General features: G+C 61.6%; 15 protein-coding genes. 5 read left to right on the plus strand and 10 right to left on the minus strand.

What is annotated here, in order from left to right; translation table 11 throughout:
* The first annotated feature begins 220 nt into the window (after positions 1-220).
* The 3 genes from GR138_RS17635 to GR138_RS17645 all read left to right on the plus strand — a co-directional run bounded on the left by GR138_RS17635 (position 221) and on the right by GR138_RS17645 (position 4657).
* Positions 221-1270, plus strand: a complete 1050-nt coding sequence (locus GR138_RS17635; RefSeq protein WP_160860561.1) for a polyamine ABC transporter substrate-binding protein — start codon at positions 221-223, stop codon at positions 1268-1270.
* Positions 1257-3620 carry an EAL domain-containing protein gene (locus GR138_RS17640; RefSeq protein WP_160860562.1) on the plus strand — a complete coding sequence of 788 codons (2364 nt, stop codon included), beginning with the start codon at positions 1257-1259 and terminating at the stop codon, positions 3618-3620. Before GR138_RS17635 ends, GR138_RS17640 begins: the two co-directional genes overlap by 14 nt.
* A gap of 68 nt (positions 3621-3688) precedes the next feature.
* Positions 3689-4657 carry a glycerophosphodiester phosphodiesterase family protein gene (locus tag GR138_RS17645; RefSeq protein ID WP_160860563.1) on the plus strand — a complete coding sequence of 323 codons (969 nt, stop codon included), beginning with the start codon at positions 3689-3691 and terminating at the stop codon, positions 4655-4657.
* A 4-nt stretch (positions 4658-4661) separates the two neighbouring features.
* Here GR138_RS17645 and era read toward each other — a convergent pair whose 3' ends face one another.
* The 8 genes from era to rpoZ form a co-directional block, all read right to left on the minus strand.
* Positions 4662-5606, minus strand: coding sequence for a GTPase Era (era, locus tag GR138_RS17650; protein WP_160860564.1), 945 nt, complete (start codon positions 5604-5606; stop codon positions 4662-4664).
* 8 nt (positions 5607-5614) lie between these two features.
* Positions 5615-6334, minus strand: a complete 720-nt coding sequence (rnc, locus tag GR138_RS17655; protein ID WP_160860565.1) for a ribonuclease III — start codon at positions 6332-6334, stop codon at positions 5615-5617.
* The gene (gene lepB / locus GR138_RS17660) at positions 6331-7074 is read right to left on the minus strand and encodes a signal peptidase I (RefSeq protein WP_261001684.1); all 744 of its coding nucleotides are present in this window, start codon (positions 7072-7074) and stop codon (positions 6331-6333) included. Before lepB ends, rnc begins: the two co-directional genes overlap by 4 nt.
* Positions 7075-7167: 93 nt before the next feature.
* Complete coding sequence (gene acpS, locus GR138_RS17665; RefSeq protein WP_160860567.1) at positions 7168-7578, minus strand: holo-ACP synthase; 411 nt, start codon at positions 7576-7578, stop codon at positions 7168-7170.
* The gene (locus GR138_RS17670) at positions 7575-8168 is read right to left on the minus strand and encodes a DUF2062 domain-containing protein (RefSeq protein ID WP_160860568.1); all 594 of its coding nucleotides are present in this window, start codon (positions 8166-8168) and stop codon (positions 7575-7577) included. The genes acpS and GR138_RS17670 overlap by 4 nt, the downstream gene beginning before the upstream one ends.
* Positions 8169-8276: 108 nt before the next feature.
* Positions 8277-8429, minus strand: coding sequence for a DUF3563 family protein (locus GR138_RS17675; protein WP_069059331.1), 153 nt, complete (start codon positions 8427-8429; stop codon positions 8277-8279).
* 170 nt (positions 8430-8599) lie between these two features.
* Entirely contained in the window at positions 8600-10828 is a 2229-nt protein-coding gene (locus GR138_RS17680; RefSeq protein WP_160860569.1) for a RelA/SpoT family protein, read from the minus strand.
* Between the two features lie 112 nt (positions 10829-10940).
* Complete coding sequence (gene rpoZ, locus GR138_RS17685) at positions 10941-11345, minus strand: DNA-directed RNA polymerase subunit omega (RefSeq protein WP_160860570.1); 405 nt, start codon at positions 11343-11345, stop codon at positions 10941-10943.
* A gap of 411 nt (positions 11346-11756) precedes the next feature.
* Between rpoZ and GR138_RS17690 the strand changes: the two genes are divergently transcribed.
* Both GR138_RS17690 and GR138_RS17695 read left to right on the plus strand, forming a co-directional pair.
* Positions 11757-12332, plus strand: coding sequence for a LabA-like NYN domain-containing protein (locus GR138_RS17690; protein WP_160860571.1), 576 nt, complete (start codon positions 11757-11759; stop codon positions 12330-12332).
* Between the two features lie 201 nt (positions 12333-12533).
* Entirely contained in the window at positions 12534-12983 is a 450-nt protein-coding gene (locus GR138_RS17695; protein WP_160860572.1) for a hypothetical protein, read from the plus strand.
* A 21-nt stretch (positions 12984-13004) separates the two neighbouring features.
* On the opposite strand, the gene smpB is transcribed toward GR138_RS17695, so the two are convergent.
* Together smpB and dapA are read right to left on the minus strand one after the other, a co-directional pair.
* The gene (gene smpB / locus GR138_RS17700) at positions 13005-13484 is read right to left on the minus strand and encodes an SsrA-binding protein SmpB (protein ID WP_160860573.1); all 480 of its coding nucleotides are present in this window, start codon (positions 13482-13484) and stop codon (positions 13005-13007) included.
* A gap of 1 nt (position 13485) precedes the next feature.
* Positions 13486-14370: a 4-hydroxy-tetrahydrodipicolinate synthase gene (dapA, locus tag GR138_RS17705; RefSeq protein ID WP_160860574.1), complete on the minus strand. Its 885-nt coding sequence runs from the start codon at positions 14368-14370 to the stop codon at positions 13486-13488.
* Positions 14371-14638 lie beyond the last annotated feature (268 nt).

The following is a 14638-nucleotide window of genomic DNA, read 5'->3' on the forward strand; positions in this document are numbered from 1 at the left end:
GTGACGCGCGGTCGGCGGGGGGCGACCATAGTGCCGGGCTTCCGACAGGCCAACCGAAAGGCGGCTCACGGGCGGGCACGTCCACAATATATCACGTCCGATGCCCCTCGCCAGAACCATGCCATGGTTGAACATGGGCCACGAGCGGCTCGTGGGTTGTAACCCTTCATAAAGCCTTGCCGACTATCCTGCGCGACGTAGCGGCAACGGGGCCTTCGACATGCGCGGAATCTATTTTGCAGCAGTCTCAATGACGGCCCTTGCGGCAGCCGGCCCCGCCAGTGCGGCAACGCTTAACCTGTTGATTTGGGAAGCCTATATCGACGAGACGATCCTCGCCGATTTTACCGCCGAGACCGGCGTCGAGGTCCGCCAGACCTTCTACGACAGCGGCGATGTGCGTGATGAAATCCTCGCCGATCCGAACAGCAATGTCGACGTCGTCGTGACCAACGAGAACGGCGCGAAGCTTTACGGCAACCGCGGCGTGATCGCGACGCTGAACACCCAGAATGTTCCATCGCTCAAGGACTATGCCGACGACTGGGCAAAACGCTGCGGCGGTTACGGCGTGCCCTACCTCTGGGGCACGATGGGCATCCTCTACCGGACCGACAGGATCACCACGCCGCCGACCTCCTGGGCGGACATGATGACGCCGGACGAAAGCCTGCGCGGCCACATCGCCATGTATGACGACCATGCCGAGGCCTTTGTTGCACCGCTCGTGCTGCTCGGAAAGTCGGTGAACGCCAACGACAACGAGACCCTGAAAGCCGCCTACGAGCTGATGAAGGCACAGGCACCCTATGTGCTGACTTATGACTATGTCGTCACCTCGGTGCAGAGTGCCGACAAGGGGCCGAACATCCATATGGCGCTCGGCTATAGCGGCGACCAGTATACGCTGAACGAAAAGGTCAACACACCCGGCCTCTGGCGGTACGTCGTGCCCAAGGAAGGCACGCTTTCCTGGCTCGACTGCATTTCCGTCAGCGAGCGCTCGAAGAACAAGGACATGGCGCTCAAGCTGGTCGACTACATCAGCAACGCCAAAAACGGCGCACGCAACGCCATCAAGCTCAACATGCCGACCGCAAGTACGACGGCCCTCGCTCTGCTGCCGGAAGACATGCGATCCAATCCCGAAATCTATGCCGCACCGGAAATCCTGGCAAAGAGCCAGTTTCAGGAGGAACTGACCGTTCAATCGGTCCAGGCCCGCCGCCGCATTCTCAGCAGTCTGGCTCAATTCAGTGACGCTCGGTAAACGCGCCCTCTCCCTCATTTTTCCGGTCGTCCTGGCGGGTTACGTGCTCGCGGCCTCGCTTATCTACTACTTCCAGAGCTCCGCGATCCTGGGGCTGGAGCGGGCTCGCCTCTGGCAGCAGATGGGCTTGCTCACCGCCGTCTTCCAGAACGACGTGACGCAGAATCGCAGCTTCATCTACTCGCTCGTTGAGGGCGGCGCGGTGCGTCTCTTCGTCAACGAGCCGGATGCCGCCTATCGCAACACCGCGCTCGGCGTGCGGCTGCAGCAAAGCATCACCTCGCTCTCCGACGACCGCAAGCGCTTCATTTCCGTGGCGATCATCCGCCCGCCGCTGACGGTCGACTACTATTTCGAGGACAGCGACGATCCGTTCGCCGAGATCACCCAGCAGCAACTCGACCATGCCCGCCAGATGGTCGACAGCCCGCGGCTCTCGTCCTGGGCGTTCCTCGACGCGCCGGGGATCGAGCCGCTGATCGTGCATTCGGAATTCATCGATCCGCTAACCTTCAACCGGCCTGTGGCAAGCGCCAAGCGCGGCGCGATCCTCGTGCAGACCGCCGTGCGGCCAAAAGCCTTTCTCGATATGAAACGGGCACTTGAAAAGGAATATGGCGCGACGATCGAGATCGGGCAGCATCAGTTCCTGGCACAGGGCGCGCTTTCGGCGACGGCGTCGTTGAGCCCCTCCCTCTTCGCCCGCCTGACGCCGGACGCAGCCTTTCTGGAAAACCGGCTTTCGACGCTGAAGTCCTTGCTTGCGCTTGGCGCCGTGGCACTCAGCCTCTGCACCATCGCCCTCGTGCTCGGGCTGGTGCGCCGCTACATCACCAATCCGATCGCAAGGCTCGACCGCCAGCTGACCGACGTCATGACCGGTAGCCGCAGCGCGCTGCCGGAGATGAACGAAATCGGCGAGATCGGCCGCCTCTCGGCAAACGTCAAGCGGCTGCACGACAGTTCCATCCAGTCCTTCGACCTCGTGCAGAACGCCTCCTGGACGGACACGCTGACCGGCATTTCCAACCGCGAATATTTCAACATCCGCTCCACGCAGATCCTCGAGGAGGCGGAAGCCGAGGATATCGGCTGCACGCTGCTGTTCATCGACGTGGACAACTTCAAGTTCGTCAACGACAAACACGGCCACAAAATCGGTGACGAGCTGCTGAAGACCTTGGCCGACCGCATCTCGACCATCGTCGACCGCATCGTTTCCGAACGCGGCCTGTCGAACGGCCTGTTCGCCCGGCTATCTGGCGACGAATTTGCCATCATGCTGCGCTGCCAGCCGGGCGGCGGCACGATCACGGAAATCTCGACCGCCATTCTTGCGCTCTTCGCCGAGGGTTTCGAGGTGCTGGACAAGGCCTATCCGGTCACTGCCAGCATCGGCATCGCCGTCTATCCGGAAGATGCCGCGACGCTGCCCGAACTCGTCGCCCATGCGGATGCCGCCATGTATCAGGCCAAATCCCAGGGAAAGAACGGCTCGGCGCGCTATTCGCGCTCGCTGCACGAGAAACGCAACCGCCAGACCCGCATCGAGGAAGAACTGCGCCTGCTCGAGCCGGACAACGAATTCCACCTCGTCTACATGCCGATCGTCGATGGCCATGGCAAGGTGATGGGCTGCGAGGCGTTGCTGCGCTGGAATTCACCGGTGCTCGGCCGCGTGACGCCGGACGAATTCATCCCGATTGCCGAAACCACCGGCCTGTTCAGCAAGATCGACTGGTGGGTGATCGACCAGGCGATGAGCCAGCATGCCCAGCTCAAGAAGCTCTTCGGCCCGGAGACGATTCTCTGCATCAATATCTCGTCGGCAGAACTCTATACCAAGTCGATCAGCACGCATTTCTGCGACTGCGCCGACCGACACGGCGTCGATACCCGCCTGATCGAGATCGAGTTGACGGAAACCTTTGCCGTCAAGCTCGGCGAACAGTCGCGTCGCAATATCGAGATCCTGCGGGCGCGCGGCTTCCGCATCTCTATCGATGATTTCGGCGCGGGCTACACCTCGGTGCAACAGATCATCGAATATCCGGCGGAGACCATCAAGCTCGACCGGGAACTCGTCGAAAGCCTCTCCCGCTCCGCCGCCCTGCCGACGCTGCGTGCGCTCATCGCACTCTGCCACGCGCAGGACATGTCGGTGATCGCCGAAGGCGTCGATACGACGGAGAAGATGGCCCTGCTTGCCGCCGCCGGCTGCGACCTCTATCAAGGCTACCTGATCAGCCGCCCTCTGCCGCTCGAGGAGATTGGCATATGGGCCATGCAGCGGCTCGTGGAGAAGGCCCGCGAAACCGCCCACACACCGGAACGACGCGCCCACGCCTGACCATTTTCCACGACTTGCCGACCGTCCCGCGAGCCCCTATCCATTTGCCGGGGCCGCAGGAGGACGACATGAGAAACACACCGATCTTCGTGATGGGCCTCGCCCTGCTCGTCTGGTCCTTCAACAGTTCCCTGATCGCCAGCGCGCCAGACGGTGACACCAAATTGCTGGCCCATCGCGGCGCCCATCAGACGTTCGGGCAGGCGCATGTCGAAAACGATACCTGCACCGCAACGCTGATCGATGCACCGTCCCACGACTATCTGGAAAACACCATCGCCGGCATGCAGGCCGCCTTTGCGGCGGGGGCGGACGTGGTCGAGATCGATGTGCACCTGACCCCGGACAAAAAATTCGCTGTGTTCCACGACTGGACGCTCGATTGCCGCACGGATGGCAAGGGCGTGACCGAGGAGACGGACAGCGCCACGCTGAAAACGCTAGACATCGGCTACGGCTATACGGCGGATGGCGGTAAGACCTACCCGTTCCGCGGCAAGGGTGTCGGCCAGATGCCGATGCTGGAAGAGGTTTTCGCCGCCAATCCGGCAGGCAAGCTGCTGATCAACTTCAAGAGCCGGCGGGCGGAGGAAGGCGAAGCGCTCGCCGCGCTGCTGGAGGCCAATCCGGCCTGGTGGGACAAGGTTTTCGGCGTCTATGGCGGCGGTGAACCGACGGACGCGACCCTTGCCGCCGTTCCGGGCCTCAAAGGCTATACGGGCAAATCCGCCAAGGCCTGCCTGCTGAATTATCTTGGCACCGGCTGGATCGGCTACGTGCCGGAAGCCTGCCGCAACACGCTGGTGCCGGTGCCGAGCAACTATGCCTGGCTGCTCTGGGGCTGGCCGAACCGTTTCATGACGCGCATGAAGGACGCCGGCAGCGACGTCATCCTTGTCGGACCATACGGTTCAGGCGACGGAACGGTCGGCATCGACACGGCAGAGCAGGTCGAGAACCTGCCGGAGCCGTTCCCCGGCTATATCTGGACGAACCGCATCCTGGACATCGCGCCGGCCATCGCGGCACGGCGCTAATCCGTCAGGACTTGGGGAATTCGAGGCCCATCTCGCGGAAGCGAGCCGGATCGTCACCCCAGTTCTCGCGCACCTTCACGAAAAGGAAGAGGTGCACGGTCTGTTCGAGGATTTCCGACAGTTCCTTGCGCGAGGCCGTGGAGATCGCCTTGATGGCGTCGCCATTCTTGCCAAGCGCGATCTTCTTCTGGCTGTCGCGCTCGACATAGATCACCTGCTCGATGCGTACCGAGCCGTCCTTGCGCTCTTCCCACTTCTCCGTCTCGACATGCGAGGAATAGGGAAGCTCCTGATGCAGGCGCAGAAACAGCTTTTCGCGGGTGATCTCGGCGGCGAGCTGGCGCATCGGCAGGTCGGAAATCTGGTCTTCCGGATAGTACCACGGCCCTTCCGGCAGTTCGGTGGCGAGGTAGTCCATCACGTCCTCGCAGCCCGATCCGGTGGTCGCCGAGATCATGAAGGTGCGCTCGAACTTGACGCCCTCGTTCGCGGCGGCCGCAAGCTTCAGCAGGTCCTCCGGGTTCACCCGGTCGACCTTGTTCAGGACGAGGATTTTGGGCTGGTGGACCTCCTTGAGGCCCTCGAGGATCGTCGCGGCGTCGCCCTTGAGGCCCCGTTCGCTGTCGATCAGGAACATGATGAAGTCCGCATCCTTGGCGCCGCCCCAGGCGGTCGTCACCATGGCGCGGTCGAGACGGCGGCGCGGCTTGAAGATGCCGGGCGTGTCCATGAAGACGATCTGCGCGTTGTTGTGGATGGCGATGCCGCGCACGATGGCGCGCGTCGTCTGCACCTTGTGGCTGACGATCGATACCTTGGCGCCGACGAGGCGGTTGACCAGGGTCGACTTGCCGGCATTCGTCGCGCCGATCAGCGCCACGAAGCCCGAATGGGTCGGGCCCTCGCCGTTGGTGCTGCTTTCGGCGGGGTTTGTAATTTCTTCGCTCATGATATCCGTCAATCCGGGTTTTGGCTTTTCGGCCAGACGCCTTCGCGTTCCAAAATCTTCGTCGCGGCCGCCTGTTCGGCGGCCCGTTTCGAGCGGTCGATGCCGGTTTCCGGTGCGACGCCCTTGATTTCCACCGTCACGGTGAAGCGGGGGTCGTGATCCGGTCCGGCACGCTCGTCCACCCGGTAGTTCGGCGTCAGGCCGAAGCGGGCATGCGCCCATTCCTGCAATTCCGTCTTGGCATCGCGCCGCGCGCCTTCCGCACGCGCCGCCCTGCCCTGCCAGTTGCGCAGGATGAACCCCCGCGCCGCTTCCAGCCCGCCGTCGAGATAGATCGCGGCGATCAGCGACTCTACCACATCGGCCCGCACATTCAGCATGGCTTTTCCGGTGAGTTTCTTGACGTCCGCGCCGGTGCGAATGAAGCGATGCAGCTCAAGGTCGTCGGCGACGGCCGCGCAGCTTTCGGCGCTGACGAGCTGGTTCAGACGAACCGAAAGCTCGCCCTCCTTCGCATCGCGAAACGTCCGAAACAGCATCTCGGCGATGCAGAGCCCGAGCACGCGGTCGCCCAGGAACTCCAGTCGTTCATAGTTGCTGCCCTTGCCCGGACGCGCGCTTGCATGCGTGATCGCACGGTCAAGCCGGTCCTTGTCGGTGAAGGCGTAACCAATCAGGTCCTCGAGGGCGTTGCGGTTGCTTGCGTTCAGCGGGATAGCGCCTTTCATTCAACAGCCTTGAAGAGACGGTCCCACCGCAGGTTCGTCGGCCATTTCCAGATTTCGCTGAAGGACGTGTCGTTACCGAGCGAGAAGAAGATCAGGCTGGCGCGACCGATCAGGTTTTCCGCCGGAACGAAACCGACGTCGAAGCGGCTGTCGGCCGAGTTGTCGCGGTTGTCGCCCATCATGAAGTAATGGCCTTCCGGCACGATGAATTCGCGCGTGTTGTCGCCAACGGTGCCCGGGCGGGTGTCGAGCGTGTCATAGGTCACGCCGTTATCCATGGTTTCGCGGAACACCGGCACGTCTTCCCCGGTGTCGTACTGGTCGTCGGCGCGGAAGAAGCCGTTGTGCTCGCGCTTTACCGGCACGCCATTCACGAAAAGCTCGCTGTCGCGCACCTGGATGCGGTCGCCGGGCAGGCCGACGAGACGCTTGATGTAATCGATGTCCGGGTTCGGCGGGAAGCGGAAGACGACGATGTCACCGCGCGTCGGCTCGCTCGCGAAGATGCGGCCGGAAAACAGGTTCGGCGAGAACGGCAGCGAATATTTGGAATAGCCGTACGAGAACTTGTTGACGAAGAGATAGTCGCCGACCAGCAGCGTCGGCATCATCGAGCCCGACGGAATGGTGAAGGGCTGGAAAAGCACGGTGCGGATCACCACGGCGAGCAGGAGCGCCTGAATGATGACCTTGACGTTTTCCCACAGGCCGCTGTGGGCCTTTTCAGTCTTCTCTACCACGCCGGATCTGTCCTTATCTGCAAACATGAGGCCCTCTATAGAGGAAAGGTTGTCGGTTGGAAATCGTATCGGCCAAAAAGACGCGGAAGCCGGTTATCCGGGCGTTGCGGCCGGCAGTGCCTCGATGATCACGAAAGCTTGTGCCAGCGGAAAATCATCGGTGATGGTGATGTGGATGCGCGCCTCGTGGCCCGCGGGAAGCATTTGTGAGAGCCGCTCCATCGCGCCACCGGTCAATCGCATGGTCGGCTTGCCGCCGGGCAGGTTGACGACGCCCATGTCCTTCCAGAACACGCCCTGCGCCAGCCCCGTGCCAAGCGCCTTTGAACAGGCCTCCTTGGCGGCGAAGCGCTTGGCATAGGAGGCCGCGCGGTTCTTGCGCCCGTCGGACTTCGCCCTTTCGATCTCGGTGAAGCAGCGCTCCGTGAAGCGCGCGCCGAAACGCTCCAGCGACTTCTCCACCCGGCGGATGTCGATGAGGTCGCTGCCGATACCGATGATCATAGGGAAGTGTCTCCACGGGAAAGGGCTGGTGTGGCGGCCGCGATGCCGGCGCGCTCCAGAAGGCGGGCATGGCGCCGCGCCTTGAAGGAACGCACGGCAAAGCGCGTTGCGCCATAGGCCAGGAAAGCGGCAAAAAGGCCGAGGATGCCGGCGCCGGCGAGCATCGGCTTCAACACCGGCTGCCACAGTTCGGACAGTTGCAGATGTTCTAGCCGGTGGAAGAGTTCCGCCGCCGTGACCGCCTCGGCCGATTGGATGCCGAGCATCGCCTCGCCCAACCGGAAGGTCGCGAGCGCGATGAGCGGAATGGTCAGCGGATTGGCGATGGTCGTGGCAAGTGCCGCAGCCAGCAGATTACCGGCCATCAAATAGGCAAGCGCCAGCGCGAGAATGACATGAAAGCCGAGAAGCGGCGTGAAAGCCGAGAATGTGCCAGCCGCCACACCCGCCGCCACCGCATGCGGCGAGGCGGAAAGACGCAGGATTCGCTTGGCGAGGTAGCGCGCAGGACGCGTCAACCCCTTGCGCGGCCAGAAGAATTCGCGCAACCGGTCGGCCCATGCGGCCTTTTTTCGGCGTCTGAACAACATGATGCAGACATAGCCGATCCGTTAGTGGCATTTCAATGGCGCCCTCATGGCGCCACAAGCGGCGGTCGCCGTGGCGCATTTGCGGTGCGCCACACGGAGCCGTTCGTCTTAGTAGGACTTGCGGAAGAGGCCGCGGTCGATCTGACGCTGGCGGTATTCCAGGTCGATGCGGTCGATGGCGCCATTGAGATAGGCCATTTCGCGGTCGTCTGCATTCGGAACGCGCAGGGCGCGGGCAAAGTTCTTGATCTGCTTCAACATTGGTGAACCTCTTACGGTTGACCTCCCGAGACAGAAGATAGGATCAACACCCCAAAGGCACCAGCGACACTATGCCAACACAGCCATGCAAAAGGCGCATAACGTCTGGTCAAATCTTGGGCAAACCTGCCTTATTCGAGGCAGGTTGCCACAAATTTGCATAGAAACTGTCATGTAAAGACGCGGCTGATCGTTGAAACGCACTGAAGCTCCTTGAGCTGCCCCATCAACTGGTTCAGCTGGCGGAGGTCCCAGACCTCGAGGTCGATATGCACTTCGGTGAAGTCTGTCGCGACCCGCGTCATCGACATGGAGCGGATGTTGACATCGCTGGTGGCGATCGTCTGCGTCACCTCGGCGAGCGTGCCCGGCTCGTTCAGCGCATTGATCATGATGCGCGCCATGAAGCGGGTGTTGTTCGCCTCGTCGAGATCCCAGCGTATATCGATCCAGCGCTCCGGCTCGTCGTCGAACTTTTGCAGGGCCGGCGACTGGATCGGGTAGATGGTGATACCCTTGTCCTTCTCCATGATGCCGACGATGCGGTCACCCGGCACGGCCCCGCCTGCGGAGAAATGCACCTCAGCATTGCCGGAAAGGCCGCGGATCGGCAGCGCCTCGGGACCGGTTTCCGACGCGGCCCCATCGAGGGCCGCCTTCGTCTTGCCGGGCAGCTTGAACACCATGCCGGCGGCGCTGCGCATGTTGAACCAGCCGTCGTCGGAGCTGGGCTTCACCGTGACGCGTTCGTCCTGATAATCCGGGAATACGGCGCGCAGCACATCGAGCGAGGAGAGCTCGCCGCGGCCGACCGAAGCGATCGCATCCTCGACCTCTTTCTGGCCGAGACGATGCAGCACGGGCTTCAGGCCATCGCGGGAGAACGATTTTCCCGCCCGCTCGAAGGTGCGCTCGAGAATGCGGTAGCCGAGGCCGGCATATTGCTTGCGCACGGCGGCGCGCGTGGCGCGGCGGATGGCGGCACGCGCCTTGCCGGTGACGACGATCTCTTCCCAGGCCGGCGGCGGCACCTGGATGCCGGAGCGGATGATCTCCACCTCGTCGCCGTTGCTGAGGCGGGTGACGAGCGGCATGATGCGGCCGTTGATCTTGGCGCCGACACAGGTGTCGCCGACATTGGTATGCACCGCATAGGCAAAGTCGATTGGTGTCGCGCCGCGCGGCAGGGTGATGAGCTGGCCCTTTGGCGTGAAGGTGAAGACCTGGTCCTGGAACAGTTCGAGCTTCGTGTGCTCGAGGAACTCTTCCGGATTGTCGCCTTCGGCGAGCGCTTCGATCGTCCGGCGCAACATGGCATAGGCGTTGGAGCGCGGCGAGCGGGCGACTTCGCCGTTCGCCACTTCCTTGTCCTTGTAGAGCGAGTGGGCGGCGATACCGTATTCGGCGATCTCGTGCATACGCTTGGTGCGGATCTGCAGCTCGATGCGCTGGCGCGACGGGCCGACGATCGTCGTGTGGATCGACTGGTAGTCGTTCTGCTTGGGCGTCGAGATGTAATCCTTGAACCGGCCCGGCACGACGCGCCAGCGCGTGTGCACGATGCCGAGTGCAGCGTAGCAGCCGGGAATGTCGTCGACGAGGATGCGGAAGGCATAGACGTCCGACAGCTGTTCGAAGGAGAGCGACTTCGACTGCATCTTGCGGAAGACCGAATAGGCCGTCTTCTGACGCCCCCTGACCAGCGCGTCCTCCAGTCCGTTGGTGACGAGAAGCTCGCGCAGTTCGTCCTCGATCTTGCGGATCAGGCCTTCATTGCGCTGGGAGAGTTCCTGCAGCTTGCGCGTGACGGTCTCGAAGGCTTCCGGATTGATATGGCGGAAGGAAAGGTTTTCCAGCTCCTCGCGCATATCCTGCATGCCCATGCGGCCGGCGAGAGGCGCATAGATGTCCATCGTCTCTTCCGAGATGCGGGCGCGCTTTTCCGGCGTCATGTGGTCCAGCGTACGCATGTTGTGCAGCCGGTCGGCGAGCTTGACCAGCAGCACCCGCACGTCGTCGGAAATCGCAAGCAGCAGCTTGCGCAGGTTTTCCGCCTGCTTGGCCTTCTTGGAAACCAGATCGAGCTTCTTGATCTTGGTCAGGCCTTCGACGAGCGCGCCGATATCCTCGCCAAACAGCTCATCGATCTCGGCGCGGGTCGCACTGGTGTCCTCGATCGTATCGTGCAGCAGCGCCACCGCGATGGTCGATTCGTCGAGGCGCATGTCGGTGAGAATGGCGGCGACTTCGAGAGGATGCGAAATATAGGGGTCGCCGCTCGCCCGCTTCTGCTGCCCATGTTTCTGCATCGCATAGACATAGGCCTTGTTCAGCAAGGCCTCGTTGGCGTCCGGCTTGTATTTCTGAACCCGTTCGACGAGTTCATATTGACGCATCATTCTCGGTCGGCTCCCTTCCCCGCACCCGCGGGGGCAAACAAAAAGTGCGCCCAACCTTAAGAGGGGCGCACCGACATTCGCAATATCAAAGGCTTCGGTAAAGAGACCGAAATCAGTAATCGTCGCTCTTTTCCGGCGGCACGAGGCCTTCGATACCGGCCAGCAGTTCTTCTTCCGACATGCGGTCGAAGGTGATGGTTTCCGGCAGGTCCTCGTCTTCGTCGGCAGCGGCCGTCGTCGATGCGGCGTCGGCAACCAGGCTTGCCGGATCGGGCTCGGGCTCGTCCACTTCGACATGCTTCTGCAGCGAATGAATCAGGTCTTCCTTGAGGTCGTCGGGCGAAAGGGTTTCGTCAGCGATCTCGCGCAGCGCCACGACGGGGTTCTTGTCGTTGTCGCGATCGATGGTGATGGCGGCACCCTGCGAGATGAGGCGGGCGCGATGGCTTGCAAGAAGAACCAGCTCGAAGCGGTTGTCTACCTTGTCAATGCAATCTTCAACGGTGACACGGGCCATTGCCTGTCCTTTGTGATCAAGAATTTCAGGAGTTTGCATGCCCGATACAGGCATCGGGCGCAAAATTCAAGTTTTTCCTTGCCTACACCCCGAGCAACGGGTGTCATAAGGCTGCCCATGTAATTTCCGGTTGAACCCTGACGTTACGGGAGGCCGAAAACGGAAATATCCGACAAATACGTTAAGACGCGGGAACTATTCCTGATTTTGGTACATACCAATTTAGCTGAAACGATACCGGTGGGAAAAATCGCGAGCGCAACTTAAGTTTGCTTGGAAAGCACGCCGCACTGCCCTAAATGAAGATTATATGAAAAAGAGTTAATTCAACTGGATATTGCATCCGGAGCGGATAACACTTTGTCGAAGGCCGCCTATTTACCGCAACATCCATTTAAAGGATTTCCTGACATGTTCGATCCCCGCGAGAAAATCGCCCTCTTCATCGACGGCGCAAATCTCTATGCGGCATCCAGAACACTCGGTTTCGACATTGATTACAGGAAACTTCTGAAGGCCTTCCAGAAACGCGGCTATCTCCTGCGCGCCTACTACTACACCGCGCTCATCGAGGACCAGGAATATTCATCGATCCGCCCGCTGATCGACTGGCTGGACTACAATGGCTACAAGGTCGTCACTAAGCCCGCCAAGGAATTCACCGACTCGCTCGGCCGTCGCAAGATCAAGGGCAATATGGATATCGAGCTTGCCATCGATGCGATGGAGCAGTCCGAAACGGTCGATCACTTCGTCATCTTCTCCGGCGACGGTGATTTCACCTCGCTCGTCGAAGCATTGCAGCGCAGGGGTCGCAAGGTCTCCGTCGTCTCGACCATGCAGACCCAGCCGCCGATGATCGCCGACGACCTTCGCCGCCAGGCCGACTATTTCATCGACCTCGGCACGCTCAAGGCGGAAATCGGCCGTGACCCGTCCGAACGCCCGCAACGGGTTGTCGATCCCGTCGAGACCGCCACCGACTGAGGCAGACGCCGCGGAACAGAACAAATAACCCCGGCTGGAAGCAGCCGGGGTTTTCTTTTTCATCGCGAAGGCCTGAAAACCAGCCGTTTCAAGGCTTCGTTAAACATCGAATCAATTGCCACCGTGCCGCATTAAGGTTCCTCAAGACTCCCCTGATATTCCCGATACCGGACAGTCATTTCGCATTGGAACATCAGAAACATGGTGGACGCAGTATCCTTCTCGGCAAACAGCTACTGGGCCGTATCGAGTGCGATCGAAACCCGACCGGCCGTCGCAGCCCTTGCCGCGCTTGCCCTGCCGCAACCGATCACCCAGGTTTCGACGTCTTCGGAACCGGCGGAAGATATCGGCGATCTGAACTTCCTCTATGCCCCGAATGGCCTGCCCGGAATTTCCGCCCTGCCCGCCTACGCAGTCCCGCCCTCACAGGCGACGACCGATGCGCGTGTGACGGCCGAGCGCAACCCGACCGCACGCCTCGCCATCGAGAGCACCGACCTCAACAGCCTGATGTCGTCGTTCCTCACAGCGCGGACGCCGAGCGCCAACCCCGCTCCGTCACCGGACGTGCCTGCCGAAACCAATGGTGCACAGGCGGCGCGCGCCGCCCAGCAGTCGGTCATCGCACAGCTTTACAGCCAGTTCTAAAAGAAAAAGCCGGAGAAGGGGTTAGCCCCGGTCGCGCAGCAACCGCCCCTTCTGGCGGTTCCAGTCGCGTTCCTTTTCCGTCTCGCGCTTGTCGTGCAGCTTCTTGCCCTTGGCGAGCGCGATTTCGATCTTGGCCCGCCCGACATCGTTGAAGTAGACCTTCAGCGGCACAAGCGTCATGCCTTCCCGGTTGATGGCGATGCGCAGGCGCTGGATCTCGCGCTTGGAGAGCAGAAGCTTGCGCCGCCGACGGGTCTCGTGGTTGAAGCGATTCGCCTGCAGGTATTCCGGCAGATAGGAATTGATCAGCCAGATCTCGCCGCCCTCGTCCGACGCGTAGGATTCCGCGATATTCGCCTTGCCTTCGCGCAACGACTTGACCTCCGTGCCGGTCAGAACCAGACCGGCCTCGTAGGTATCGATGATCTCGTAGTTGAAGCGGGCCTTGCGGTTTTCCGCCACAACTTTCTTGACCGTCGCCGGGCGTGCCTTCGTTGCCATATCAGTTCAGCAGGCCGGCGTGGCGAAGCGCCGCGTCGATGGCTGCCTCCGTGCCCGGTTCCAATGTCGGCAGCAGCGGCGACCGCACGAAGCGGTTCATGCCGCGGGTGCGGTTCAGCGCGTATTTTGCGCCGCAAAGCCCCGGCTCGAGGAAGATCGCCTTGTGCAGCGGCATCAGCTTGTCCTGGTATTCCAGCGCCGCGGCATAGTCGCCAGCAAGCGTGGCTTCCTGGAACTCCGCGCAGAGGCGCGGCGCGACATTGGCCGTCACCGAAATACAGCCGGTACCGCCATGGGCATTGAAGCCGAGCGCGGTCGCGTCCTCGCCGGAGAGCTGGACGAAATCCTTGCCGCAGGCAATGCGCTGTTCCGAGACGCGCTCGATCTTGCCCGTCGCGTCCTTGACGCCGAGGATCGACGGATGCGCCTTGTGCAGCGCGCCCATCGTCTCCGGCGTCATGTCGACGACGGAGCGGCCGGGAATGTTGTAGATGATGATCGGCAGCTTCACGCTGCCGGCAATCGCCGCATAATGGGCGAAAAGCCCCTTCTGCGTCGGCTTGTTGTAATAGGGTGTCACGACGAGGATGGCGTCCGCACCGGCCTTTTCGGCATGCTGGGCGAGATCGATCGCTTCCTTCGTGTTGTTCGAGCCGGCACCGGCGATCACCGGAACGCGACCGGCAGAGACCTTGATGCAGAGTTCCACCACCCGTTTGTGCTCGTCATGCGACAGCGTCGGCGATTCGCCGGTGGTGCCGACCGGAACGAGGCCGTGGCTGCCTTCGCCGATCTGCCATTCGACATGCGCAGCGAACGCGTCCTCATCGACGGCGCCGGCATCGGTGAACGGGGTGACGAGAGCGGGAATGGATCCCTTGAACATCGAGAACTCCTGAGGCCAAAGCCGCCCGGAGGCTTACATGCTTTGGCCGTATTCCATGGTTAAAAACGCTGGCACAATAGTCGTGCGATTGTCATGCGGCAAGCGGCGGTGCGGGCGTTTTTCATGCACAATCAAGGCGGAAATGACGTTGGGCACGCGAATATTCGCTTTGCGTGATCCGTCGACGGGAATGCGCTTGCCTTCACGGCTTAGTGAGGGCGGCCATTAAGGTTTCGTTAAGGCAACAAAGGGTTAATGATTGTCAAAG

The organism is Shinella kummerowiae (assembly GCF_009827055.1).
Classification (GTDB): Bacteria; Pseudomonadota; Alphaproteobacteria; order Rhizobiales; family Rhizobiaceae; genus Shinella; species Shinella kummerowiae.

Bases quoted from the DNA above. Each gene is read 5' to 3' on its own strand.
- GR138_RS17695 (WP_160860572.1), top strand. From the start codon at position 12,534: ATGGTGGACGCAGTATCCTTCTCGGCAAACAGCTACTGGGCCGTATCG.
- GR138_RS17675 (WP_069059331.1), bottom strand. From the start codon at position 8,429: ATGTTGAAGCAGATCAAGAACTTTGCCCGCGCCCTGCGCGTTCCGAAT.
- rpoZ (WP_160860570.1), bottom strand. From the start codon at position 11,345: ATGGCCCGTGTCACCGTTGAAGATTGCATTGACAAGGTAGACAACCGC.
- GR138_RS17645 (WP_160860563.1), top strand. From the start codon at position 3,689: ATGAGAAACACACCGATCTTCGTGATGGGCCTCGCCCTGCTCGTCTGG.
- era (WP_160860564.1), bottom strand. From the start codon at position 5,606: ATGAGCGAAGAAATTACAAACCCCGCCGAAAGCAGCACCAACGGCGAG.
- GR138_RS17670 (WP_160860568.1), bottom strand. From the start codon at position 8,168: ATGTTGTTCAGACGCCGAAAAAAGGCCGCATGGGCCGACCGGTTGCGC.
- rnc (WP_160860565.1), bottom strand. From the start codon at position 6,334: ATGAAAGGCGCTATCCCGCTGAACGCAAGCAACCGCAACGCCCTCGAG.
- acpS (WP_160860567.1), bottom strand. From the start codon at position 7,578: ATGATCATCGGTATCGGCAGCGACCTCATCGACATCCGCCGGGTGGAG.
- GR138_RS17635 (WP_160860561.1), top strand. From the start codon at position 221: ATGCGCGGAATCTATTTTGCAGCAGTCTCAATGACGGCCCTTGCGGCA.
- GR138_RS17690 (WP_160860571.1), top strand. From the start codon at position 11,757: ATGTTCGATCCCCGCGAGAAAATCGCCCTCTTCATCGACGGCGCAAAT.
- GR138_RS17680 (WP_160860569.1), bottom strand. From the start codon at position 10,828: ATGATGCGTCAATATGAACTCGTCGAACGGGTTCAGAAATACAAGCCG.
- smpB (WP_160860573.1), bottom strand. From the start codon at position 13,484: ATGGCAACGAAGGCACGCCCGGCGACGGTCAAGAAAGTTGTGGCGGAA.
- dapA (WP_160860574.1), bottom strand. From the start codon at position 14,370: ATGTTCAAGGGATCCATTCCCGCTCTCGTCACCCCGTTCACCGATGCC.